23 protein-coding genes are annotated in these 23,970 nt (G+C 45.1%); 14 read left to right on the top strand and 9 right to left on the bottom strand.

Annotation, left to right across the window (positions count from 1 at the left end):
* The first annotated feature begins 5 nt into the window (after positions 1 to 5).
* From PVA46_RS02670 to PVA46_RS02660, 3 genes are read left to right on the top strand one after another with little or no spacing between them, the layout of a single operon-like run.
* Positions 6 to 1,190 (top strand): TraB/GumN family protein, encoded by a 1,185-nt coding sequence (locus PVA46_RS02670; protein WP_167695219.1) that lies wholly within the window; start codon positions 6 to 8, stop codon positions 1,188 to 1,190.
* Between the two features lie 51 nt (positions 1,191 to 1,241).
* A complete protein-coding gene (locus tag PVA46_RS02665) occupies positions 1,242 to 2,717 on the top strand; it encodes a spiro-SPASM protein (protein ID WP_167695218.1) in 1,476 nt (491 codons plus the stop codon).
* Positions 2,689 to 3,621: a hypothetical protein gene (locus PVA46_RS02660; protein WP_167695217.1), complete on the top strand. Its 933-nt coding sequence runs from the start codon at positions 2,689 to 2,691 to the stop codon at positions 3,619 to 3,621. The genes PVA46_RS02665 and PVA46_RS02660 overlap by 29 nt, the downstream gene beginning before the upstream one ends.
* 23 nt (positions 3,622 to 3,644) lie before the next feature.
* Here the strand turns inward: PVA46_RS02660 and PVA46_RS02655 are convergent, their stop codons facing one another.
* Positions 3,645 to 4,322, bottom strand: a complete 678-nt coding sequence (locus tag PVA46_RS02655; RefSeq protein ID WP_167695216.1) for a tetratricopeptide repeat protein — start codon at positions 4,320 to 4,322, stop codon at positions 3,645 to 3,647.
* A gap of 8 nt (positions 4,323 to 4,330) precedes the next feature.
* Positions 4,331 to 4,681, bottom strand: a complete 351-nt coding sequence (locus PVA46_RS02650) for a bactofilin family protein (protein WP_167695215.1) — start codon at positions 4,679 to 4,681, stop codon at positions 4,331 to 4,333.
* Between the two features lie 106 nt (positions 4,682 to 4,787).
* Between PVA46_RS02650 and PVA46_RS02645 the strand changes: the two genes are divergently transcribed.
* The 11 genes from PVA46_RS02645 to PVA46_RS02595 all read left to right on the top strand — a co-directional run bounded on the left by PVA46_RS02645 (position 4,788) and on the right by PVA46_RS02595 (position 15,423).
* Positions 4,788 to 5,696 carry a sugar phosphate nucleotidyltransferase gene (locus tag PVA46_RS02645; RefSeq protein ID WP_167695214.1) on the top strand — a complete coding sequence of 303 codons (909 nt, stop codon included), beginning with the start codon at positions 4,788 to 4,790 and terminating at the stop codon, positions 5,694 to 5,696.
* Between the two features lie 66 nt (positions 5,697 to 5,762).
* Positions 5,763 to 6,449, top strand: a complete 687-nt coding sequence (locus PVA46_RS02640; protein WP_167695213.1) for a tetratricopeptide repeat protein — start codon at positions 5,763 to 5,765, stop codon at positions 6,447 to 6,449.
* Positions 6,449 to 8,548, top strand: coding sequence for a hypothetical protein (locus PVA46_RS02635; protein ID WP_274360315.1), 2,100 nt, complete (start codon positions 6,449 to 6,451; stop codon positions 8,546 to 8,548). Before PVA46_RS02640 ends, PVA46_RS02635 begins: the two co-directional genes overlap by 1 nt.
* 3 nt (positions 8,549 to 8,551) lie before the next feature.
* The gene (locus PVA46_RS02630) at positions 8,552 to 10,087 is read left to right on the top strand and encodes a YifB family Mg chelatase-like AAA ATPase (protein ID WP_167695211.1); all 1,536 of its coding nucleotides are present in this window, start codon (positions 8,552 to 8,554) and stop codon (positions 10,085 to 10,087) included.
* Positions 10,088 to 10,145: 58 nt separating this feature from the next.
* Positions 10,146 to 10,883, top strand: a complete 738-nt coding sequence (locus PVA46_RS02625) for a Nif3-like dinuclear metal center hexameric protein (protein WP_167695210.1) — start codon at positions 10,146 to 10,148, stop codon at positions 10,881 to 10,883.
* A 3-nt stretch (positions 10,884 to 10,886) separates the two neighbouring features.
* Complete coding sequence (gene lspA / locus PVA46_RS02620; RefSeq protein ID WP_167695209.1) at positions 10,887 to 11,435, top strand: signal peptidase II; 549 nt, start codon at positions 10,887 to 10,889, stop codon at positions 11,433 to 11,435.
* On the top strand, positions 11,432 to 11,665 hold the full coding sequence (locus PVA46_RS02615; protein ID WP_167695208.1) for a hypothetical protein: 234 nt from the start codon (positions 11,432 to 11,434) through the stop codon (positions 11,663 to 11,665). Before lspA ends, PVA46_RS02615 begins: the two co-directional genes overlap by 4 nt.
* Positions 11,666 to 11,682: 17 nt before the next feature.
* Positions 11,683 to 12,756: an undecaprenyldiphospho-muramoylpentapeptide beta-N-acetylglucosaminyltransferase gene (gene murG, locus PVA46_RS02610; protein WP_167695207.1), complete on the top strand. Its 1,074-nt coding sequence runs from the start codon at positions 11,683 to 11,685 to the stop codon at positions 12,754 to 12,756.
* A gap of 80 nt (positions 12,757 to 12,836) precedes the next feature.
* On the top strand, positions 12,837 to 13,268 hold the full coding sequence (locus PVA46_RS02605; RefSeq protein ID WP_167695206.1) for a CvpA family protein: 432 nt from the start codon (positions 12,837 to 12,839) through the stop codon (positions 13,266 to 13,268).
* A 4-nt stretch (positions 13,269 to 13,272) separates the two neighbouring features.
* Positions 13,273 to 14,451, top strand: coding sequence for a hypothetical protein (locus PVA46_RS02600; RefSeq protein WP_167695205.1), 1,179 nt, complete (start codon positions 13,273 to 13,275; stop codon positions 14,449 to 14,451).
* A 39-nt stretch (positions 14,452 to 14,490) separates the two neighbouring features.
* Positions 14,491 to 15,423: a hypothetical protein gene (locus PVA46_RS02595; protein WP_167695204.1), complete on the top strand. Its 933-nt coding sequence runs from the start codon at positions 14,491 to 14,493 to the stop codon at positions 15,421 to 15,423.
* Positions 15,424 to 15,519: 96 nt separating this feature from the next.
* On the opposite strand, the gene tsf is transcribed toward PVA46_RS02595, so the two are convergent.
* From tsf to PVA46_RS02560, 7 genes are all read right to left on the bottom strand, one after another.
* The gene (gene tsf / locus PVA46_RS02590; protein WP_167695203.1) at positions 15,520 to 16,359 is read right to left on the bottom strand and encodes a translation elongation factor Ts; all 840 of its coding nucleotides are present in this window, start codon (positions 16,357 to 16,359) and stop codon (positions 15,520 to 15,522) included.
* Between the two features lie 3 nt (positions 16,360 to 16,362).
* Positions 16,363 to 17,151, bottom strand: a complete 789-nt coding sequence (rpsB, locus tag PVA46_RS02585) for a 30S ribosomal protein S2 (RefSeq protein ID WP_167695202.1) — start codon at positions 17,149 to 17,151, stop codon at positions 16,363 to 16,365.
* 103 nt (positions 17,152 to 17,254) lie between these two features.
* The gene (locus tag PVA46_RS02580; protein WP_167695201.1) at positions 17,255 to 18,790 is read right to left on the bottom strand and encodes an ATP-binding cassette domain-containing protein; all 1,536 of its coding nucleotides are present in this window, start codon (positions 18,788 to 18,790) and stop codon (positions 17,255 to 17,257) included.
* Between the two features lie 2 nt (positions 18,791 to 18,792).
* A complete protein-coding gene (locus PVA46_RS02575; protein ID WP_167695200.1) occupies positions 18,793 to 20,670 on the bottom strand; it encodes a BRCT domain-containing protein in 1,878 nt (625 codons plus the stop codon).
* 65 nt (positions 20,671 to 20,735) lie between these two features.
* Positions 20,736 to 21,731 carry a tryptophan--tRNA ligase gene (gene trpS, locus PVA46_RS02570; protein WP_167695199.1) on the bottom strand — a complete coding sequence of 332 codons (996 nt, stop codon included), beginning with the start codon at positions 21,729 to 21,731 and terminating at the stop codon, positions 20,736 to 20,738.
* A gap of 59 nt (positions 21,732 to 21,790) precedes the next feature.
* Entirely contained in the window at positions 21,791 to 22,801 is a 1,011-nt protein-coding gene (locus PVA46_RS02565; RefSeq protein ID WP_167695198.1) for a LacI family DNA-binding transcriptional regulator, read from the bottom strand.
* A 422-nt stretch (positions 22,802 to 23,223) separates the two neighbouring features.
* Positions 23,224 to 23,955 (bottom strand): pseudouridine synthase, encoded by a 732-nt coding sequence (locus PVA46_RS02560; RefSeq protein ID WP_167695197.1) that lies wholly within the window; start codon positions 23,953 to 23,955, stop codon positions 23,224 to 23,226.
* Positions 23,956 to 23,970: the final 15 nt, after the last annotated feature.

Raw genomic sequence — 23,970 nt, 5'->3', positions numbered from 1 at the left:
AGACCATGAGCGATACCCCCTTACTTGAAATTTTATCTTTAAAAAATGGTGACACTATCTATCTACTAGGAACAGCGCACGTCTCTGCCAGAAGCGTGGAGGATGTCCGCGAAGTTGCGCAAACATATCAAGTGGACGCCATTTGTGTCGAAATAGACGCGGATCGTTTAGCCAATATGCGCCAAGAAAAGGCGTGGAAAGAGAGCGATCTCATCTCGATTCTTAAGAAAAAACAAGGATTTCTCCTTCTCGTCAACTTGGCACTTGCTAGTTTCCAGAAAAAAATTGGCGATGAGCAAGGTGTTGCGCCTGGTAGTGACATGAAAGAAGCTGTGCTTATCGCGGAGTCAATGGGAATTACTCCCGCACTAGTGGATCGCAAAGTGAGTATTACACTGCGCCGTGTCTGGGCGATGAGCTCTTTTTGGCAAAAAACCAAACTTTTTAGCTCGCTCATTTTAGGTGTAAAAGAAGACAAAGCCGATGAAAACGACATCGAATCTCTAAAAAATAACGACATTCTCTCCCAAATGATGGAGGAGCTAGGCAAAGAATTCCCCTCAGTCAAGAGTGTCCTCATTGACGAACGAGACATTTATCTAGCCCACCATATCTATCACACCAAAGGCAATCGACGTCTAGCTGTAGTGGGTGCTGGGCACATGCGTGGGATTATCGAGCACATCCACGCCATGGAGAATGGTCAAACATTTAATATTGCAGAACTTGAACACATTCCAGCAAGATCTACTTTTAGTAAATTCCTTCCCTACGTTATTCCCATCGCAATGCTTGCGCTTATCCTCTTTGTCGCCAGTAATCAAGAATCAAAAGCTGATATCTTTTCGGTATTTAAAATATGGACAATTGCTAATATTGCCCCTGTATTGCTTCTCGGCACAATTGCCCTTGCCCACCCCTTAGCCCTTCTTGCCGGTGCTCTGCTATCGCCCATTACCAGTTTTATTCCCGTGCTCAATGCAGGATTAGTTGCCGCAACCATACAAGCAATGGTGCGTAAACCCAGAGCAAGTGATTTTGAAAGCATGACCAATGATTTTCCTCATGTTAAAAAACATTATAAAAATCGAGTTCTTCACACTTTGTTTGTTTTTATACTAATTAATATCGGCAGTTTAAGTGGTGCTTGGATTGCCACCGTCCTCATTGCTTCGATGAATAAGAGCTAAATCTAAGGATGCCCCTTATGTAGATCCACTTTTTTGCCGATAATGAAGCAAATGAATAAGGTTATCGCTGTTATTAATCAATTGGAATTCTCTTCCTATGCTAGTCAACCATGGAGAGACTTTGCCAATACCTATGAAGCATTATGCCATAAATTAAATTTTATTAAAGAAATATACACACTTACGCCACAGACATTTACACAAAAGGCTCATATCACAACCTATGACATCCTAAAAGAGATGCAAGCTTATATACACGAGCCCACCATTATCGTATATGTCGACGCGCAAGCACCATTTTTAGATATTGAGTTACTCAAAAAAATGATTCAAACTACACAACAATATCACTCGCAATATCATTTTGCTGAAGGGTATCCACTAGGACTTTGCGCGCAAATTATTCACTCATCTATCCTTGGGGATCTTACGATCTTAGCTCAAGAACATCAGGACGCGTTTCTTTACAAAACAAATAAATATACATTTTTTTTCGAATTACTGCGCAGTAAACTCAATGATTTTGATATCGAAACAACCCTAAGTCCGATTGATTTACGGGAAAAACGTATAGAATTGTCTTATGATAATAAAAATAACGCAAAGATTGCAGAACAATTTGTCAAGGCGGGCATTTTCGATGCAACCACATTATTAGCAAATATCGCCAAGCTCGATCAACTTAAAGTAGGTCTGCCTAACTACTACCCTATCCAAATTACCGCTAACTGTCCACAAGAATGTCATTATTGCCCGGCTCCAACCCTACCAAACTTTAATACCAATAAAATGATGGATATTGCTTTGTATAAAAAGATTTTAGAAAAAATTGTCGCATTCTCTGGGGAAGCAATCATTGGATTGAGCTTACTAGGAGAACCGGCACTACACCCTGAAATCGCGTCATTTATTGAGATCACCCTCGCCCACCCGAGCTTACGATTACATATCGAAACTAGTGGCATCGGCTGGAGTCAATCTGCTCGCGAAACGCTTGCTCAATCTGCCAGCCCTCGCCTCTCCCTTATTCTTAGTCTCGACTCCCTTGATAGGAGGGAATACGAAACCATGCGTGGGGAAAAATTTGAGGAAGCTATCGATTTTTTTCACTTTATGCTAGAAAACCCCGCACTAAAAGAACGATTTTGGGTACAACGGGTACGCTTAGAAGCACAAGAAGCAGGATTGCAAGCATTTTATCATCAAATAAAAGAGAAACATGAGCAAATAATTATTCAAAAATACCATAACTACGCAGGATTATTACCTTCTCAAAACGATATTAACATTAAACCTCTCACGCGCAGTGGATGTTGGGCATTACAGCGGGAAATGAGTATTTATCTGGATGGATCGGTTCATTTGTGTCGCGTAGATGTCTCGAAAAAGCATGACCTAGGGAGAATTCCAGAAAATTCCTTAGAAGAAATTTGGCAAAAACAGCAAGAATTCTACCGTTCACATCTGATGCATGATTATCCGATGATCTGTGCCAATTGTGAAGAGTACTATATCTACACATTTTAGGGGGCAACAAATCTATACGATTGTAAGTACATGCGCGCCCCTTAGCCATACCCACAGCTTCTCTGTAGCCATTTTACCTCGGGGGGTTAATCACTTCTTTAGCGATCAGATAGAGGCGCTATCAAGGTTTAATCCAGAAGAGATTCTTTTGTTTAATTATAGACCGACAAAACAGATAAATATTCCGATTAGAGAAATTTGGACAAAGGAGAGCTTATCGGCAGGTGAGATGGTTAATATTGCCATGACAGAGGCGAAAACTCCCTTTGTCTTTATTTTGTGGAATGATATTGAATTAAATGCGCAAGATGTCTCTCATCATTTATTTTTAAAGCTTGAGGAACGTGGGGATCTCTGCACGACACCTCAATTTTATAATCAAAATGGTATGCCAATTCCCTCTCTAACGCTTCCAATCTTTCCACCAAATGATATTTTTCGCGTCATTCGCACGCAACATCAAGAGAGTCAGACGGCAAAAACATTCATTACGCTGGACTTTTGTGGAGTCTACAATCGTGCGCGCTTTCTTAATTTAGGCGGATACGATCCGCAAATCACCTCGGAGTATTGGCAAAAAGTAGAATTTGGCATGCGCGCCTCTATGTGGGGGGAGCATATCATCTTTAATCCGGCTTTAGGGGTGAGCTATACCGACACCATTCCCGTCGATGATGAGAGCATCACGTTGAATACCACGCTCTTTGCCCTCAAGACATTAGAGGTAAAGATGAGCAAGCGCGGGGCTTATCTGCCATGGAAGAGTTTTTTTTGGCTGTGGAAAGAGAAAAATGGGTGGCAAATGTTTAAAGAGCTACGAGATTGGGTGTTGGAGAATCGCTTTAGATTTAAAAGTGATGCGCTCTTAGTCGTGGATAACTGGCAAAGCTATCCACGCGCTTAACTACGCAAAAAATATCAACTCCATTATCGCAAGCTACGCTGAAGCACCGCAATGCGACTCTTCGCTTCATTATTACTGGGATTCAGTTGTAATACGCGTTCGTAGGCATTTTTTGCACTATTAAGCATATAAATGCGTTCGCTACCCACTAGTAACGTAGCAGCCTGTTCGCGGGCATACCCCAACCTTGACCACCATTTATCGGATTGAGGATTGTGATAAACCGCCGTAGAGAGCGCCATCTCCGCTTGCTGATAGCTACCCCGCAAGAGATAAATTTCTCCCATATAATAATAAGTTTGTCCGATAGCTTCCCCAGTAGGATTGTAGGCGACGTAATCCATGAGGTAGGGAAGTGCATCGCTACCTCGACCTAGATGGTAATAAATTTCGCCAAGAATTTGGATGAGACGTGCATCTTTACTGTCAATACGTAAAAGTTGTTGCGCCTCATTAAGCGCCTCTTGATAGCGACTAAGTGGAATAAGTGCTCGTATTTTTGTGAGGGTAATCTCAAAATAGCCACTGCTATTCTCCGGATCAAGCCCATCTTGGACACGTTGAGCGAGGGAAATCGCCTCTTCATAACGTTCTTCACGCAAGGCTAAAAGCGCATCTCGGCTTAGACGATCCATCGTTTGCGCCGATAGGGCTGAGGTTAATGTCAAGATAAAGAGTGTCAATATTATCACATATTTCATTCTTGATGCTACCCCATTTTACAGATACCATTGAAGGTAGTGCCATTTTCAATAACCATGCGTCCGGTGATCACATCACCGTCGAGCACGCCCTTGCCAATGATCTCCACACGTGCGGTTGTTTTTACATCGCCTTTGAGAGAGCCCAATAGATAGAGCGAAGTTTCACTATCGACACGGCCTATGACTTGGGCATGCTTATCGATAAGAATGTTTTCTTTTGCATTAAGATTTCCTGTAACTTTTCCTTTAATTGCGATGCCACGCGAACTAGAGACGTTACCTTCTAGCACGACATCCTCTTGAAGAACGGTCTCAATAACAGTTTCGTCAATCTTTTTTGCATGAATTTCTGGCATATGCTACTCTCTTTCTCTCATTTTTAGATCTTCTTCCCTCTATTATATAGATTTTTTTACATATTTCAAGTAAAATAGAGTCAGTTTTAGAAAAAAAGGAAAAAAGATGCGTAATCAACGAGCAATCGACGTCTTAGTCTTGAGCGGTGGGCGAGCCAGACGTTTAGAGGAGTACCGAAAGATTATCAACAAAGAGCATTACCCGATGCTCGCAAAATACGCAGGAGAGGAGGGACCAAAAGGCTTGACCCTTCTAAATATTAAGGATGATAAAATACCCTTACTAGATCTTCACTTAGAGCAATATTGGCGCAATCCAAGCATCAAAGAGATTACACTGGGCTTGGGCTTTGCTAGCCAGATGATTATGGATTACTATCAGGGTCAAGAGCATACGCCATGCTTTGTGGTAGAAGAACGCCCCGCTGGTACGATTGCACCCTTACTCAAACTTTATCAAAATGGCAAGCTTAGCGATCGTCCGCTCTTATTAGCCAATGGAGATAATTTATTAGAGTTAGATTTAACTGAGATTTGGCAAAAAGCGGAAGAGATTCTCAACAATTTTAGCAAAGAACAACAAGCAGAAATCGCTATTAATATTCTTACTCTGGTTCCTTGGGAGCAATCAGATGCCTATGGCGTAGTCGATTTTGATGCGAAGACGCAGCTGATTCATCATTTTTTTGAAAAGCAATCCGTAGAGCAGAACCCTTACATTATAATAAAGGATAGACGCTACAGCTACATCAACAGCGGATTCTCGCTCATCCTCAACCCCAAAACATTGATCGAAACCTATGTAGATCCGACCATTTTTAGTCTTGTTGAAGATCTCGAGCAAGGCAAAAAAGCGTACGCTCTGCACGAAACCCAAGTTAAATACGAAACCCTCTACAGCACCCTCGCCCCAAAAAAGCGCCTCATCGGCATCCACCACCACGGCTTCTGGGCAGACTCAGGCAGCGAAACCCAAATCTTAGCCATTGAAGCACATTATGCGAAAATTGAGTAAATAGCTGGCAGTAAGTAGCCGATAATAGTAGTGTATGCTATTGCAAATCAACGAGGGGGTTATCGATTGAACGAAGAAGAGGAACTCAAAAACGCCGGTATTTATCTCTACAATGAAGGTAAATACGAGAGCGCCTTAGCCAAATTCCTGCTGACCTCACAGCAAGATCTCGGCGTAAGCATGATGTATTTAGGCTTCTGCTACACCCGTCTAGGGCAAACCGACGCCGCCATTGTCGCACTAGAGTCCATTCACTACGAACTACTCAACCCCGTCCAATATAAACAGAGTAAAATCGCCCTTGGCTATCTCTATATCGAAGCAAATCTCCTAGAAAAAGCCGAGGCTCTCTTCGAATCACTCAGCGATTATGACAACGAAAATAGCCAAGTTTTCAGCATGTGGGGCTATATCGCACAACTCCAAGGTCAGTACGATGTCGCTATCAGACGCTTTCGTCGCGCTATCCAACTTGACTCCGGTAATGCCAATGCCCTCAACTCACTTGCCTATCTCTACGCCCAAATCGATGACATCTCAAGCATGCAGGAGGCGCTCGGTCATGCCAGACGCGCAGTCGCCATCTCTCCCCAAAATGCCTCCTACCTCGACACCCTCGGCTGGGTCTGTTTAAAGCTAAACCGTAAAAGCGACGCCCTTGAGTATCTCCAGCGCGCCCTTTCCTATCGAGAAAATGACACCCTAATTAAGGAGCACCTAGAAGCCGCTCGGCAGGCTGTGACAAAACGATGATGAATAAAAAACTATCTTTATTACTCTTTTTTATTTTTATAAATACTTCGCTCTTCGCCCAAGAGAGTAATCCTTTCGACGGGGATGTGCTCTTTGAAGAAGACCTCGTGCAACCAATTAAACGCCTAGATGTTGACAGTATCAAAGCGATGGAGCTCTTCAATTGGGGCGTGCGTGCCTTTCATGAGGGTCTCTACAACAAAGCGCTTCTAGACTTTGAACAAGCTGTGCGTCTTAAGCCCAGCGAGCCACTCTATCGATTGTGGCTAGGGTATGCTAACTTTGCAACGGGGCTTGACGACTTAGCCATTCGTCAGTGGCAAGGATTGGTCAACGATGATCAAATTGGGGGTGGCTGGTTGCGCACACGCATCGAGACGCTTCAGTTTCGTACATCACCTAGCCGGGAAAATATCGATCAAGATCCATGGACAGTTCGCCATCAAACCGACGGAAGAAGCAATCAAACCATCCGTTTCGACTCCCCCACCGATCTTACCAGCGATCCACTGGGAACTCTCACCTATGTTGCCGGATACACCAGTAACAATATCGCCGTATTTGATGTAAACGGTAATCTTCGCACACGTTTTAGTGGCGGAGTAATGCCATTAAGCGGACCATGGGGTGTCTTGGCAATGAGCGATGGCAATCTATTTGTCAGTGAGTTTAGGGGTCAGCGTATCACGCTTCTCAACCCCAATGGTAGACGACTCCTCACCTTTGGAAGCACCGCAGAAGAGGGAGCACTCCTAGGGCCTCAGTATATGACAAGTACGGAAGATGGATATTTATATGTAAGTGATTGGGTCGGTAACAAAGTCGTTAAGTATGATTTTAACGGAAAATACATCATGACCGTAGGGTTACCTAACGAACAATTTAAAGGATTAAGGCAACCCACAGGCATTGCTGCCACCGCACAAGAGCTCTTCATTGTGGATAGTAAAGATCGACTTATCCATGTCTTTGATCACTCAGGTAATTATCTAAGAACCTTCGGACAAGGCTTACTCGAACGCCCAGAGCAGATCCGCATCGAACATAATCGTCTACTCATCGCCGATGGTAAGCGGGTCATCAGCTACGATCTTAGCACGGGGGATGTCATCACTGCCACCGATCTCAATGGTCGGGCACAACGTATTGTCAGTGTTGATATCGATCGCAACGGAACCATTGTGGTTGCCGATCAAATTAACAATAATCTCTCCTTTTTGATCCCTCGCTCCGAATTATATGGGAACTTTTTCGTCAATGTGCACCGTATTAACAATGACGCTTTTCCCACTACGCGGGTGATTGCTAGTATTCAAAGTCGCTCAGGCTCACCGATGCTGGGTCTTGACAAAAATAACTTCTTCATTGAAGAAAATGGTCTTCCCCTCACCCCCCTTACCGTAAGCACCCTAGACACCCGTAGAGATGGCTCTCTAGCCTCTGTTATTATGGTGGAAGGGAGTAAGCTCACCGAAAATTATCGAGAAAATCTCCTTCACGCTATTCAAGAATTGAGCAATAATTTTACTCCTAACGATGAATTTAGCCTCATTTGGGCAAGTGAGCAACCCATTCACCTTACCAATCAAAACAGTCAAGAAATAGTGGGACACTTTCATCGGCTCTTCCCGCAATCCCTTAGTTCAGCGTGGAACTTTGAACGAGGCTTACGCTTAGCTGGCTCCCAACTCATCAATCGAAATGCGCGCTTAGCCATCTTTTTTATCACTACCGGCGAACACGAACGTACGGTAGCGCAATATGCCTATCGAGACCTATCAAGCTATCTAAAAAACAATAATATTGCATTTTATCCTATCTACTTGAAACAAGGTAGCAGTAATCAATTTTATGACGCAATTGCTCAAGAAAGCGGTGGCAAGCCTTTTTACCTCTTCCGTCCACGAGGTCTTAAGGAGGTGGTGGATATCGCCAGAAGTCGCGCAACAGGACTCTATCAAATTGAATATCGCTCACCTCTTTTCCACAATCACGGAAGAGACTACATCAACCTCTCTATCATGGCAAATGTGCAGAGTCAAAGCGGGTTGACGAAAAGTGGCTACTTTCCGCCCATTATTTTGTCGGAAACAAGATAATTTATGGTTGAAATTTGTGCCTTCGTAGCTACCGGCTACCATGGGCAAATTGTCAAGGTTGAGGTTGATATGCGACGGGGACTACCGGGGGCTGAAATCATTGGGCTTCCCGATAGCGCCGTAAAAGAGGCTAAAGAGCGGGTACGCGTTGCCATTAAAAATAGTGGACACGAATTTCCGCGTGAGCGTCTGCTCATTAATTTAACGCCAGCGAGCATCAAAAAAGAGGGCTCTACCTTCGATTTAGCTATCGCCATCGCCATTCTCTATCACTCCGAACAAATTGCAATCTCAAACTGGAGTGGCTCTCTTCTCATTCTCGGAGAATTAGAGCTATCGGGACGGGTGCGCGGGGTTCGTGGAGCACTATCGGCAGTGGCACAAAGCATCAATCATGATATTCGTTACGCAATATTACCAATAGAGAACATTCACGAAGCCCAAGAAGTCCAATCCATAGAAATCTGGCCCGTCAGTTCCCTCCAAGAGGCAATGGAGGCACTTATTGCAATCTCACATCAAGAAAAACCACCCAAAAACGTAAACCAATCCTCACCGAATTTGCCCAATTATCCTTTCGACATGGCCGATCTTAAAGGGCAACCTACCGTCAAGCGCTTGCTCGAAATTGCCGCATCTGGCAGGCATCACTTTCTTCTCTTTGGTCCACCAGGCTGTGGCAAAACCTTATCTTGTAAAATTTTAGAATCAATTTCACCGCCACTCTCCTTCGAGGAAAGTTTAGAGGTGAGCCAAATTTATAGCCTTAAAAATGAACTCCATCAAGGACTCATCCATTACCCACCCTTTCGCATGCCGCATCACTCGGCATCAAGTGAAGGAATTATTGGGGGAGGAAAGCAAATCTTACCAGGGGAAATCAGCCTAGCACATCAAGGCGTGCTATTTTTAGACGAGACCCCCGAATTCGGCAAGCACTTGCTTCAAACATTGCGCGAACCGCTGGAAAATCGACGCATTAGTATCGCTCGTGCCGGACTCAATAGTTGGTATCCAGCTGATTTTCAATTAGCGATGAGTGCCAACGTCTGTCCCTGTGGTGCCTTGGGACGTAGCGATCGCACTTGTCTCTGCTCACCTGCCCAAATCGCTAAGTATTGGAAGCGCATGGGGGCAGCGATTTTAGATCGTATCGATATGCGCCTTGCTGTACAACCAGTTGCACCCGAAGAGTTGCTCGCAGAGCGTAGTGAATCCAGCCAAGAAGTACGCGCACGCGTTATTGCCACACGTCAGCGCCAAAAAGAACGTTATCAACACGAATCTATCACAACCAACGCACAACTGCAGGGGGAATTATTAGAAAAATATTGTCATTTAGAGGAAGCCGATCAAGCTATTTTCTTTAAAATTATGCAAAAGCTCTCCCTTTCAGCACGTGCAGGACATAGCATTTTACGGGTAGCAAGAACCATTGCGGACATGACATCTAGCCCCAATATTGCCAAGGAGCACCTCCTTGAAGCGGCGAGTTACCGTCGGTATGGAGATCAGGATCTCTACTGGATAGATATTTAATTCTCAAAAAGAATGAAAAATTATATTTATATACAAATATTATTAAGGAGAAGAGAGTATGAAAATTGCTGATTTTGATCGATGGGCGCGTGAGGTGATGGATTTTTCCCTTACCGATCGATCGATTAATGGGCTGCAAGTCGGGTCGCTGAATCAACCGTTAAGACGCATTGCTTTTGCCCTAGATGCCTGCGCCCAGAGTTTTTCCTTAGCCCAAGAGGCGGATATGCTCTTTGTCCATCATGGACTCTTCTGGGGTGCGTCTGCTGTCGACGATCACCATGCGATGTATCCACGTATCAAGCAATTAGTGGCGTCTAATCTTGCACTTTATGCGGTGCATATCCCTCTAGATGTTGCACCTCATTTTGGCAATAACCATGCCTTGGCGCAAAAAATTGGGCTAGAGAGTCTCCAACCTTTTGCGGGGGTCGGGGTTATTGGTGATCTGCCAAACCCACGCGCAAGCCAAAGCATCGCCCAAGAAATGTTTGCGCCCTATCCCTATACCCTTTGGAATCATCACAATCAGGCATTACAACGTATCGCAATTATTAGTGGCGGTGGTGCTAATGCGCGGTGGATTCAAGAGGCAATCGACCAAGGCGCCAATGGCTATATTACCGGTGAGGTCAACCACGCTATCTACCACTACACGGCCGAGATGCAACTCAATTTGATTGCTGGTGGGCACTATTGGAGCGAATATATTGGCTTGATGCGTTTTGCCGAAGAAGTACGTAAAGTTTTCCCTAATTTAGAGATAGATATTTATGATATACCTACAGGATGTTAACCGATGAAATCTAAACAACGATTACTACATACTATTATTATTCTTAGTGTGATCTTACTGGATCAATGGAGTAAGTGGCTGATTGTCAAGCACGTTCCCTTGTATAGTCACCCAGTTTTTAGCTGGGGTGGCGACTTTTTTCAGATTATCCACGTGCGTAATACAGGCGCGCTCTTCTCCTTTGGACATCAGTGGCCCTTTTGGATTAATATGATACTTCTAAAGATCATTCCGACGATCCTTCTCTTTTATTTGATGTTTCTTTTGATTGCGCCTCGCCCCATGATCGTAAAAATTCCACAAAAATTCCAATTAAACCTCAAACCGCTATCGGCGGTGGCCTTTGCCTTTGCGGTGGGTGGAGGATTGGGTAATATGATTGATCGCTTCTTTCGTCCGGCTGGGGTGGTGGACTTTTTAGATGTTAAATTTTACGGCATCTTTGGCTGGGAGCGCTGGCCTACCTTTAATGTGGCAGATATGGCGGTCGTCTTTTTTATGATTCTCTTTTTCCTCAGTGAAATTCTCCAAAAGAAGGAGCCAAAAGCATGAAAGAGCTTCCCCTCAAACTAAGCATCATGGTGATGGCAACCCTCTTTCACCTCATGCTCTTTTTGAGCATACTCTTTATCCTTTTAGAGATATCGCGTCCGTGGATTGTGCGCATCGCGGCCTCACTTATTTTGAGTCAACTACTCTTTATGGGCGTGGTGATACTTAGCCTGATGGGGTCGCTCTTTTTTTATGTTAAAATCGGTAAAATTATCGAAAAAAAGTTATAAAAAGGATAAGACGTAAGATGAAAGTTGCATTTACCGGCGGTGGTACGGGTGGGCATGTCTACCCGGGACTGGCAATTATCCAGAGCATGCAAGAGCTAGATCCATCCATAGAATATCTCTGGATTGGGGAGAATAAAGGCATGGAGGGGAAGATTTTAGGGCAAACCACGACGCCTTTTTATGGCATCCGTGCGGGAAAACTACGTCGCTATTTTAGCGTTAAAAATGTTACTGATATTTTTAACATTATTATAGGATTCTTCCAAGCTTGGCGGATTCTACGCAAAACATCGCCGGATCTCCTCTTTAGCAAAGGAGGATTTGTTGCTGTGCCGAGTGTTTGGGCGGCGCGCTTGTGTAAAATTCCTATTTTTATCCATGAGTCAGACTACGCGCTGGGGCTGGCTAATCGACTCTCGGCAGGCGCTGCGAAACAGATATTCGTCTCCTTTCCCCAAACTATCGAGCTGGCTTCTCCTAAATGGCGTAAAAAAATGACACATCTAGGTGGGCCGATTCGTCCTGCACTCTTACTAGGGAATCGCTTTAATGGGCGAAAAGCGTGGTTAGAGCGAGAAGAACAGCTCCTTATTTTAGTGATGGGCGGAAGTCAAGGGGCAAAAGCCATCAACGACTTAATTGTTGCCTATCTCCCCACGAAAACCGATCAAATTGTAATTGTCCATCAAACCGGACAATTACACGAACAATATGCACCGTACGCACAACGTGGATATCATCCAAAGGCCTACTTTCAAGATGAACTCGCCGATCTTATTGCTGCTGCCGACGTGGTAATTAGTCGCGCGGGGGCGGGGGCAATCAATGAATTTGGCGCAATGCAGAAAGCACTTCTCTTGTTACCTTTACGTGGGCATCAGAGCGATAATGCTAGGTGGCTCGCCGAAAAAGAGGCAGTGCACGTACTCTACCCCGATGAGGCAAGCCTTGAACACTTTAAGAGTAAAGTTCAACATCTTATTCATAACGATATACTACGCAAACAGTTAGCGACAAAGTTACATACCCTCATTAAACCCCATGCCAGCAAAAATATCGCGCAAATCATCCTCACCGAGTTACAAAAATAAGTGCATAAAGTTGTATAGATTTAGCATAAATACGACGATAATGCTAGTGAATAGTACAATTTTCAAGAAAAGGAGTCGCTATGTCCGTCTTAGACATTGTTTTTATCACCATCTTTATTGTTTACACCCTTAGAGGACTCATCATCGGCTTAGTCTCCTCCTCCATATCAATTCTAAGTAAGGCGGCGGCGCTCTTTTTAGCAGTGGGAGCAACCCCTTATCTCAAATTCTTGACTCCTTTTTGGATATTTTGGAGCATTATCTTCCTCTTTTTGGCTTTAACGATGCTTATTCGTATGCTCTTTCTTAAGAAAAATGACGAGAAAATTTCCTTTTTTGATCGCATCTTAGGTGCAATTATCGGCTTATTAGACGCAGTCTTTGTCGGGGGTCTTATTGCTTACTTTATGATGGCCTTCTCCCCACAATGGATGGATATTGTGGAAGCTAGCACCATTGGCGACATTTTTGCCAGTTACATTCATCAGGCGCAATCGGTCGTAACGCTATAGAGCCGTGCCCTTTGCATCCATTGTTGCACAAGAGAAGATCACCGCACAATTACTCCACGATTGGGAGAAGACCCAACTTGCGCCGGCTAATCTCTTTGTTGGCGGTGCTTTTTCGGGAAAATCGACCACTGCCTTAGAAGTGGCGCGTCTTATTCTGTGTGAGACCAAAGCCGAACAATGCTCCTGTCGTGCTTGTCTTATGCATCGCAAGCTAATGCATCCGCGCCTCTTTCTCTTGGGTAACCGCTACTTTAAAGAAGAGATTCGCGCCTCACTGCAAACGATGCACGCCTTTATTCAGCATAAAAAAGCGATTCCAGATGCGGTAAAACTCTTGGTAATTCAGAGTCTACGGAAATTGATTCGCCGTTTCGATAGTGCCCTTTGGGAAAGCGACGATGCGCGCTACAAAGAAGCTAAGGGACTGACCGTGGCGCTGAATGAGTTACTCTCAGAAAAGATTGATACAGAGCATGAAATCACAGCGGAAAATTTACTGATGATAGAGCAAAAGGCGCTCGAAGTGGCTGAAATTTTGCACCATTATGTCATCAATATTGGGCAAATTCGTTCCCTCATTCATCATGTGGGAATGCTCTCGGGCGAGAGTCGCGTGGTGATCATTGAAGAAGCGCATCTCATGCAGGAGTCGGCACGCAATGCCCTTTTGAAAATCTTGGAAGAACCTCAAAAAGAGCTCTACTTTATCCTAACCACCACCAACAAACAAGAGATGCTTCCCACCATTCTCTCGCGGTTGCGCCCCTACTACTTCCAAGAGAGAGCGCCCGAGGAGCAAAAGCGCATTATTCAAAAAGTCTTTCGTAACAACGAAATAGCAACCCTAGATGATCTCCTTAGCCCATTGCCTCTCACGCAAGCTCGCGATCTTGCAAATCGATTTTTTACCAGCGCACAAGCATCGAAAAGCATCTACTTTACCTATAATCAAGAAGAGAACGCCATCCTTTACCAGCAACTTCCTGCGATCTTGTCACAAGTAAAAGAACGTGTCCTACAAAGTACGCTCCCCTACCCAAACAAGCGCGAACTCTTCCTGCGCATCGACCAAAGCTACCTAGGCGCCCGCGATTACAACCAAAACCCCGAAATCCTCCTCTACACTCTGCACAAAGAGATTCAACGGCTTTGTAGAAAATCAGAAAAATCTCTAAACAAATAGCCTAATAATACCGAAAATTAAGGGTATCGGAGAATATAAATGCGGATATTAAAATCTTATTTTCTACTACTGTTTTTTTTACCCAGTTTCTTGCTCTTTGGACAAGAGGTGAGTTTTCATCTTCAGTTTCACAACCAACGTGTCTACTACCCCAACGACACCATTTGGGTGCGAGCTTCGGTGCGAAACAATAGCGCAGAAGATTACATCTTCAGCCTCGCCGATCAATCCGAACGTAACATCAATCTTTCGGTGCGTACGCTAGCTAATCAAGCGCTTCCTGTCTCGGAAAATTACATGATGCGCATTGCCAGCAATGAACCGATTTTTTATCGCCTCATCAAGCTTCTTCCCGGTGAAGAGCATAGCTTTTTGATCCGATTGAATGATTTTGTCGACATTCGTGAACCTGGTAACTTCATCGTGCAGGCGGAATTTATTCCCTCCGTAAAGAATGCGCAACCAACAATTAGCTCCAACTCATTGAGGTTGTCCTTACGTCCGAGTTCACCATCGACGCAATTTACGCATAGCATCGACGCACAGACCGGTGAAATCCTCGAGCGAAGCCCACTCACCCCCGATGAAGTTGTCAACTTTACCCTCAACGGTAGACAGATGAGTCAATGGAATCGCGTCTTCTTATACCTTAACCTTGAAGCACTTTATCAGCGTAGTAGCGATCGTCGTGCCTACTTCCTGAATGCCAGTGAAAGTCGTCGTGTAGAGCTTCTCGAGAATTTTAAGGAAGAAATTCGCTCAGGAGAGATTGAATCTGGTGTTGCTGTTGCTCCCGATGAGTTTGAAATTTTACAAGTCAGCTACACCCCTACCCATGCAAGAGTCTTAACACGACAGGTCTATTACCGTGCACAATTCAATGAGGTAAAACAATTTACTTGGCATCTTGAACGTCATGAATCTATCTGGTTGATTACTGGCTTTGCTATCGAAAATATTGGAAACCAATAAAAACACCTCAAAACATTCCTCTATGTTGTATAAAAAAAGAGTACCTAATAGGTACTCTTTTTCCATGCATTAAAGGCTAAGAAGCAACTCTTTACCTTAAAATCCAACACGAAAATTCATAAAATCAACAACCTCAATCTTGCAACCAAGCTCTTTACCAAGGCGATCAACGACCTGTTGCACAGTAACCTTAGGCTCTTTAACAAATTCTTGATCGACGAAGCTAATTTCAGCTAGATGGCTCTTGAGTTTACCTTCGGCAATATTCTGTGCGATATTCTCCGGTTTACCCAACTCCATGGTCTGTTTAACAAAAATCTCTTTCTGACTCTTCATATAATCAGCATCAATGGCCTGCATATTGAGGTAAAGTGGGTTAGATGCAACCACGTGCATCGCACAGTCGCTAAGCAATGCTTTAATTTGAGGATGATTCTTATCCCCACCCGTAACCTTTGCCTTTACGATCGAACCCATAGGCATACCGGTGTGAACATAACCTGCAGCCACTTCGTCATCGGCTAAGAGAAACGTTTGTACCCGACGCACCACCAAATTCTCTTTCAAGATGGCGGCAGCCTCTTTGGCAGGATGCTCCAACTCTTCGGTTACGGTGTTAGCGCCCGAAGCGTGTGCCATATCAGCAATTTTCTGACCCACCTCTTTAAATTGATCAGTGAGGGCAACAAAATCGGTTTCACATTTAAGCTCGATAGCAGTAGCCTTCTTCTCGTCAATCTTAATAAAGATATTACCTTCTGCCGTGATGCGCTCGCCACGTTTGTTAGCAGCGGCAAGTCCGCGCTCTTTGAGCAACTTTATCGCTTCCTCAAAATTTCCTTGCGCATCGGTGAGTGCCTTTTTACAATCGCCCATGCCCGCGTCCGTCTTGGCGCGAAGCTCTTTAACCATCTCTACGGTAATCGTTACACTCATCTTCTACTCCTCCGTATCGCCTTCATTTTCGTACTTCTCTGCATACTCCTGCTTACTGCGTAGGAGATCCACCTCTGACTCATCAAGCCCCTCGATAACCTGAAGCCCTACATCATTGTCAGCCTCTAAGACGGCGTTAGCGATGGTCTGGGTAAAAAGCGCAATCGCACGGATCGCATCGTCGTTACCGGGAATAGGAAAATCGATGCCTTCGGGGTTACTATTGGTGTCCAAAACGGCAACCACAGGAATACCCATACGGCGCGCTTCGGCAATGGCAATCGCCTCTTTGCGTGCATCAATCACGAAGAGCAATCCGGGGATCTCCTTCATATCTTTGATACCGCCAAGGTTCTTCTCTAGCTTGTCTTTCTCTTTTTGAAGCTTTGCTACTTCTTTCTTGGTGAGTGCTTCAAAGGTCCCGTCAATCTCCATCTTCTCTAGCTTTTTAAGACGTAATAAAGACTTCTTGATGGTGCTAAAGTTGGTGAGCATACCGCCTAGCCAACGGTTGTTGATATAGTACATTCCACAACGCTCGGCCTCTTTTTGCACGGCCTCTTGGGCTTGCTTTTTGGTGCCAACAAAGAGGATCGTCTTGCCCGCACTTACGGTGTGGCGCACAGCCTCGTAAGCATCTTTAATGAGGACGATAGTCTTCTGCAAATCGATAATGTGAATACCATTACGTTCTGCAAAGATGTAGGGCTTCATGCGGGGATCCCAGCGTTTGGTCTGATGTCCAAAGTGAACACCACTCTCTAATAAATTTTTCATTGTCACTACTGCCATGACACGCTCCTTATGCTTCGCTCTAGGCGAACTCTTCTCCTTAATGACAGACATTAAGGGAAATTTTCTCTGCACAGACGGCAAAGAATACACTTATATTACTCTATTTATGCGATATATGCAAGTAGCCCCAGTGGCGACGCAAGAGAAAACGCTCTACGATACTCACTCCGGCGTAGCTTAAGAGACCTAAAGTCATGAGCCAAAGGAGCGCAGTAAACATTAAGGGCATATTATAATTAGCTTTAGCGATATTCAAAAGCGCACCTAATCCCTTCGAGCCGGCAATAAATTCGCCCACCACCGCGCCCATAATGGAGAGGGTAAGTGAGACCTTAATGCTCGAAAAGAGATGTGCCAAGGTAGCGGGAAGCTCTAAAAAGCGTAACGAACGATACCATTTAGGACGAAAAAAACTCTTATGCTCGCGCACCTGTCCCATTGATATCTTAAATGCCTGATAACTGCCCATCAACATCGGCAACCAGACAATCAAAAAGACCGTCAAGACCCGCGCGAAGAGACCAAAACCAAACCACAAGACAATAAACGGCGCAATCGCCACGGTCGGAATCGTGTTCGCCATCAAGACCACGGGCATGCCGTAGTTGTGGAGCAGGCGACTACGACTAAAGAGATAGCCCAAAGGCAACGCGACGAACAACGCCAAACCAAAGCCAAGCAAGGCCGCCTGACTGGTAACCCACAGATGCTCCCCAATTAAACCACTACGCATCGTCTGCCACCAAATGTTGATGACCGCATTGGGATAGGGCAAGAGATAGTCGGGCCAACCTAGCGTATATTTCAACAGACTCACCACCCCCGTGAGTAGGGTAATAATGATCAATGTCGGAATAATATAATTGTGAATAGAGAAGCCTCGCACTAATCGCGGAGTTACCTCAAAGCCCACCTGCAAGCGCTCGGCCTCTTCGTAGAGAAAGCGATGCATCTGCTCCTTGCTCTGCGCAGGATTGATCAACGACGGCTCAACTGATTGTTGCTTATCGCCTTTGCCCACCAAGCCAATCGATGCTGGCGCACCCATCAAGCCAAAAATTCTATCGGCAAGCAACCAAGCCTCATCCAACGAGTGCGAAACCAAAATCAAACTCGTGCCTAACTCCGCACACATCCGCTGGGTAAGCTCCTGCAACTTCTCCCGATGATAGAGATCCAAGGCGCTAAAAGGCTCATCTAAAAGTAACAATTCAGGTTGATGCAACAACGCCCGTGCCAACTCCACACGCTTCTTCATCCCGCCCGAAAGTTGATAGGGAAAGTGCCCCTCGTAGCCCGAGAGACCCACTTGCGCCAATATCTGACGTGCCTGCGCTTCATTCTTCGCCTCACCATGCAAGATCTCGCGCAAGAGGATATTCTCTAAAACCGTCAACCAAGGCAACAAGCCATCGCTCTGCGAGACATACGCCACCCGCTTGGTATGCACCGAGAGATCCCCAGCCGTGGGCGATAAAATACCGGCAATCAACTTTAAAAGCGTCGTCTTACCACCACCGCTCAACCCGACAAAGGCGATAGACTCTCCGCGCTTCTGTTGAAAATGAACCCGCTCAAGAATCGTTTTTTCCGCATACCCAAAGGATAAATTCTTCGCCTCTACCAATATCGACATACTTAGTCCTTTATCCTTGCAAAAAAATCTTCATACCGAATAATTTCAATGCCCTTAGCTCTAGCACGCTTCATCTTACTGCTATTGCCCTCCACATCATCGGTTACCAAAAGAGTCGTCTTCGTACTAATATTATCCTCCACCAGATAGTTCGCACCTTCGGCCATCGCCTGTAGCTCCTTGCGCGACAACGCACCCTTGCCAGTAAAGACTACCACAATCTTATCATCAGACACTTCATCGCTAACAGCCTCTTCGGTTAAGAGAAGCACGCTTTTAAGATCCTCAAACAGCTCGCGGTTATGCTCTTCGCCCTTCCACTGGATAATGTTTCTGCCAATCACATAGGTCTCATCAGTAAATGCCATAAAGTCCTCTACGCTCTTAATGCTCAGCTTGATAAGGGCCTTTTTCGCCACCAAGGGGATACCCAAAATCGATAAGAAGGTCAATGCCGTCATGGTACGAGAAACCTCTACCTCGCGCAAAAAATTCTCAATGCGTTTTTCGGCGAATCCCTCCAAACTAACTAAATCATCATAAGTCAGTCGGTAAAGATCGCTTGGATGGCGAATCTTCCCCAATGCATAAAGCTTCGCGATGGTCTGCTCACCAATCTCTTTCATCTCTAACTTCTTTACCCAGTAAAGGATGCTCTGAATCGCCACCTCTGGACAAGATAAATTATTGCATTTAAGATGCACCGCACTGCGCGTCAAACGATGCCCACAACTAGGGCAAATCGATGGGATGAGCGTCGCATCTACAGCTAAGACCGATAACGCATCAAGATTCTCTTTGACAAAAGGAATCACATCGTTGGCGCGCTCTAAGAGAATACGATGCCCCAAGTGGAGACGCAGGCGCTCTACATTCTCCACGTTATTCAGAGTAGCCCGACTAATCTTCGCTCCCCCCATCTCCACGGCATCAAAAATGCCTACGGGAATCAAAAGCCCTTGCCGGCTCAACTGCCACTCAATCGCCACCAGTTGCGTGGTGCGACTCTGTGCAGGAGGCTTCATCGCCATACTATAATGATGATAACGATCCACCACCTTGCGCCCATCAATAGACACATGCAGTGCCGTATCATCCACGATAAAGATCAAGCCATCGGTCTCATAAAGCCACGTCTCACGCAGGGTTTTAAGATACTCCTCGACCATCACCGAAACATCAGCAAGCGATTGACAGAGGCGCTCCTCCACCACGGCAAATCCCCAGGCACGCAACTGCGCCAAACGCTCCATTTGGGAGGTCAACGCCTCTTCATTCAGCAACGCATAAGCGACAAAGTGGACATGACGCAACGCCTCCGAGACCTCTTTACGATTAACCAATCCTACACAATTATTACGTAAGGGTCGACCTTCTGTATCATAACTCGTGTTCTTAGGGAGATAGAGCTCCCCCCGAATCTCTAGTGCCTCTTTATGCGGAATCTCTAAAGCAATCCCCTGCAAATAGGGTGCTAGGTGCGAGATATCTTGTCCCACAACGCCATCTCCACGGCTTGCGATATAACGTAGCTGGCCATTCTCATACTTAATTGTCGCCGACAACCCATCCACTTTGGGCTGTGCCACTAAACGTATTTCGGGAATATCCAGCCAAGCAATCCACTTCTCAAGGTCAGGAAGCGTCTTGACCTTTGCCGAAGAGAGCATCGGGATAGGATGCACAATTTTCGCATCCAAGTCGCGCGTAATCGGCGAACCTACTTGCTGAAGCAAAGGATGCGTGCTATCCAACGATCGTAACTCATCCATCAGCTCATCGTACTCCTCATCCGAGATCGACGAATCTCCTTCGCTATAATACGATTGAATCGCCGACTGAAGCAACTCCTCCAACTCGATAATACGTTCTACTGCCATCCTATCCACCTCAAAAGGAATTCCTCTATCCGCACGCTTAAGAACATCGCAATCGCTCTCTTCATCTAGCGTAACCCTGTTGCTTCTTTCAAGCGTAGAATCTGCTCTTGCGCCAAGGCTCTTACCCGCGAAGCGCCATCCATCAAGATCTCTTCCATTTTTTCTGGATACGCCATCCAATAGGCGTACTGCTCACGAATTGGGGTAAGCTCCTCATTAAGGCGTAAAAAGAGCGCCTGCTTCGCCTCCCCCCAGCCCATACCCGGTTGACGATAGCGCTCGGCAAGTGCCTCTATCTCTTGTGCATTAGCGAAGGATTTATACAGTGAAAAGACATTGCATTGATCGGGATCTTTGACTTCATCAATCGATTGCGAGTTAGTTTGAATGCGATTAACCAACTTTTTCAACTGCGAATCACTAGCAAAAAGCGGGATAACATTGCCATAGCTCTTACTCATTTTTCTTCCGTCCAGACCCACCACCACCTGACTCTGTTGTGCAAAGTAAGGGCTAGGTAGCTTGAGAAGCTCCTCCCCATAGGCATGATTAAACGCCTCGGCAATATCGCGCGCCATCTCGATATGTTGCTTTTGATCATATCCCACCGGCACAAGATCGGCTTGAGCAATCAAAATATCGGCAGCCATCAGTACAGGATAGGTATAGAGCCCCATATTAATGTGATAATCAGGGTCGCGATTATCCATAATATTTTGCTCTACGGCCGACTTATACGCATGGGCACGATTAAGCAATCCTTTAGCACTAAAAGCCATTAACATGGTGGTAAGCTCATGCACTTCGGGTACGTCGCTTTGTCGATAAAAACAGGTATTAGTCGGATTCAAGCCACAGGCCAACCACGCTGCAGCCACACTTTTTGCGTAATCACGCAACGCGTTTGCATCTTTAATGCCATTCAGCGCGTGGTAATCGGCGATAAAGTAGTAAGCATCATGCTCTTCTGCTAACGCCAAGGCCGGGCGAATTGCTCCTAAGTAATTGCCTAAGTGCATCTCGCCCGTTGGCTTGATTCCGGTTAATGTTCGTTTACGCATAGTTCATCCTCTATGCATATTTTAATCAATTTCACCAAAAAATACAAGAGCAAAATCCGTTAGACGCGCATACGCTGGGTGAGATCTTCGCGTAGACTCGAAGCCCCAACGATCAGTTTCATCGGGAAGAGTTCACGCACGGGGGAGCTATCGATCTGTAATAATTGATTGATCATGATCGAAGCAGAGCGCCGTCCCCATAAATCAATGTCAAAAGCGACACTGCTTAAGTGCGGATAGAGATATCGTCCAATCGATAAGCCATCACATCCTACAATAATAATATCTTTGCCCACTTCTAAGTCATTTCTTCTTGCATAGTCATAAATGCCCAGCGCCGTCTGATCGTTAAAGACAAAAAAGACCAAAGGCCGACGAAATGCTCGCACATAAATACTCTTGGCAACGCGATACCCCGATTGCTCCTCTAAGCTACTGGTGTGCCAGTGTACCACCACCGATTGATGCTCCTGTAAGAAGTGACGAACCGCACGCATGCGCTCCTCCATATAAAATTGATTCAACGATCCCGTAACGCAATGAATCTCTTGATGCCCTTGTTCCACCAAATGCGCCATGGCATCGGCAACGCCCTTCATGTTATCTAAAAGAAGCGTGGAGACCCCCTTTGCCGATATCGTACGATCTAACAGTAGCACAGGCTTACCCGCCGAAGCGACCTGCGTAATCTCGCGCTCGCCAATAATCGAATCAAAGACAATAACCCCATCCAAAAAACCCTCACCCAAAAATCTCTGCGCCTTTGCCCCATGGCAAACCACAAACTCATACCCCTCACTACTCAACCCCTCGTTAATCCCACGAATCAACTTGCTATAAAATTCACTCACCTCATTACTAATAAACAATCCAACCACCCGCGTACGCTTACGCTTCAAGCTTTGAGCCACAAAACTCGGCTCATAATTTAACTCCTTTGCAATCTGTAAAATTCGCTCCCTCGTCTCCACCGAGATGCGCCCCGTATTATTAAGCACACAGGATACCGTCGAAATGGCCACTCCTGCCTCATGCGCTATGGCTTTGATACCCCTCAATTTCTCTTTCATACTCTCTCCTCCACCCATGCAGTACATTGTTGCTTTCACCTTATTGTTGCAGTTAGAAATGAGAAATTATTACATTCATGTCTTATTATAGATATTTATCATAAAATTCCCTTCTTTTTTCACACCATCCTCCTTTGTAAGCTTATTCCATTATCCTCTCTTTCAAAAAAATCTGTCAAGAGACTTTTCTCTATCCCGCGCACATGGAGAGTATTATTGTTTCGATTATTTATATAAAAATAGATAAAAAATGCATATTTATTACTAAATATGCGCTCCAAGAGAAGAAAAAATATCCTAAAAATCGTTTAATAGTACCTCGACTTTAGAGAAATCGTTAATGCTACCTCTAAGCTTAGGAAAAAAATATGCATACACAAAAAGATGGCTTTAAGCATGAATTTTAAAGAGAAGGAACATAACTACGGTAAAATTTGCCAGCAACATTGCACATGTTCATTGCTCCTTGGATGCCGAAACCTCAAGGCTGTCGCCCAAAAAGCAACAATATCCTGCGCAACTCCACCATAGAGCGTATCGCCGAAAATAGGAAAACCCAGCGCCGAAAGCGTCGCACGTACCTGATGACGATAGCCTTTATGCAGGCGAACCCGAAAGTGATATCTCGCCTCTGGCTCTATTTTATCTAGCATAACATGACTGTAATAACTATCACTAGCGTGCTTCGATCGACTCTCTATCGGCAATAAACGTACCGCCTCGCGCCCCTTACCACGATAGACAAAACGCGAAGCAATATCTACAAACCAGCCTTCCTGCATACGCCGAGTATCCCACGCGTGAGCAGAAAATCCCGTAGGTACAAAGCTCGCCGTTGCCAAGGAGCTTATCGCTTGATACTCCTTTTCCATCCGAAAATCCCGACTCTCTTGCCGTAGATAGTGATAACTATCGACATTTTTGGCAACCAATACCAATCCAGCCGTCACAAAATCTAAGCGCTGAATTAAGCCAGATTCTGGTAATACCGATAGGTTCAACGGTAACTGCTCGAGAAACAATTCCAACGAATCTTCGCTATGAGATTGTTTTAACGTATGCATATATCTGGGCTTATAGACAATCAAAATTGCCTCATCTTCATAAACCACTGTAATATTCTTTCGTTCGTTGCTTTTAAATAGAATCTCCATCCCTCTTGACCTTTT

The sequence above is a fragment of the Entomospira culicis genome (assembly GCF_028748145.1).
Taxonomy (GTDB): domain Bacteria; phylum Spirochaetota; class Spirochaetia; order WRBN01; family WRBN01; genus Entomospira; species Entomospira culicis.
Note: the sequence above shows the minus strand (reverse complement) of the source record. Positions and strands in the feature narration are given on the sequence as shown.

Bases quoted from the DNA above. Each gene is read 5' to 3' on its own strand.
- PVA46_RS02670 (WP_167695219.1), top strand. From the start codon at position 6: ATGAGCGATACCCCCTTACTTGAAATTTTATCTTTAAAAAATGGTGAC.
- PVA46_RS02665 (WP_167695218.1), top strand. From the start codon at position 1,242: ATGAATAAGGTTATCGCTGTTATTAATCAATTGGAATTCTCTTCCTAT.
- PVA46_RS02655 (WP_167695216.1), bottom strand. From the start codon at position 4,322: ATGAAATATGTGATAATATTGACACTCTTTATCTTGACATTAACCTCA.
- PVA46_RS02650 (WP_167695215.1), bottom strand. From the start codon at position 4,681: ATGCCAGAAATTCATGCAAAAAAGATTGACGAAACTGTTATTGAGACC.
- PVA46_RS02645 (WP_167695214.1), top strand. From the start codon at position 4,788: ATGCGTAATCAACGAGCAATCGACGTCTTAGTCTTGAGCGGTGGGCGA.
- PVA46_RS02635 (WP_274360315.1), top strand. From the start codon at position 6,449: ATGAATAAAAAACTATCTTTATTACTCTTTTTTATTTTTATAAATACT.
- PVA46_RS02630 (WP_167695211.1), top strand. From the start codon at position 8,552: ATGGTTGAAATTTGTGCCTTCGTAGCTACCGGCTACCATGGGCAAATT.
- PVA46_RS02625 (WP_167695210.1), top strand. From the start codon at position 10,146: ATGAAAATTGCTGATTTTGATCGATGGGCGCGTGAGGTGATGGATTTT.
- lspA (WP_167695209.1), top strand. From the start codon at position 10,887: ATGAAATCTAAACAACGATTACTACATACTATTATTATTCTTAGTGTG.
- PVA46_RS02615 (WP_167695208.1), top strand. From the start codon at position 11,432: ATGAAAGAGCTTCCCCTCAAACTAAGCATCATGGTGATGGCAACCCTC.
- murG (WP_167695207.1), top strand. From the start codon at position 11,683: ATGAAAGTTGCATTTACCGGCGGTGGTACGGGTGGGCATGTCTACCCG.
- PVA46_RS02605 (WP_167695206.1), top strand. From the start codon at position 12,837: ATGTCCGTCTTAGACATTGTTTTTATCACCATCTTTATTGTTTACACC.
- PVA46_RS02595 (WP_167695204.1), top strand. From the start codon at position 14,491: ATGCGGATATTAAAATCTTATTTTCTACTACTGTTTTTTTTACCCAGT.
- tsf (WP_167695203.1), bottom strand. From the start codon at position 16,359: ATGAGTGTAACGATTACCGTAGAGATGGTTAAAGAGCTTCGCGCCAAG.
- rpsB (WP_167695202.1), bottom strand. From the start codon at position 17,151: ATGGCAGTAGTGACAATGAAAAATTTATTAGAGAGTGGTGTTCACTTT.
- PVA46_RS02580 (WP_167695201.1), bottom strand. From the start codon at position 18,790: ATGTCGATATTGGTAGAGGCGAAGAATTTATCCTTTGGGTATGCGGAA.
- PVA46_RS02575 (WP_167695200.1), bottom strand. From the start codon at position 20,670: ATGGCAGTAGAACGTATTATCGAGTTGGAGGAGTTGCTTCAGTCGGCG.
- trpS (WP_167695199.1), bottom strand. From the start codon at position 21,731: ATGCGTAAACGAACATTAACCGGAATCAAGCCAACGGGCGAGATGCAC.
- PVA46_RS02565 (WP_167695198.1), bottom strand. From the start codon at position 22,801: ATGAAAGAGAAATTGAGGGGTATCAAAGCCATAGCGCATGAGGCAGGA.
- PVA46_RS02560 (WP_167695197.1), bottom strand. From the start codon at position 23,955: ATGGAGATTCTATTTAAAAGCAACGAACGAAAGAATATTACAGTGGTT.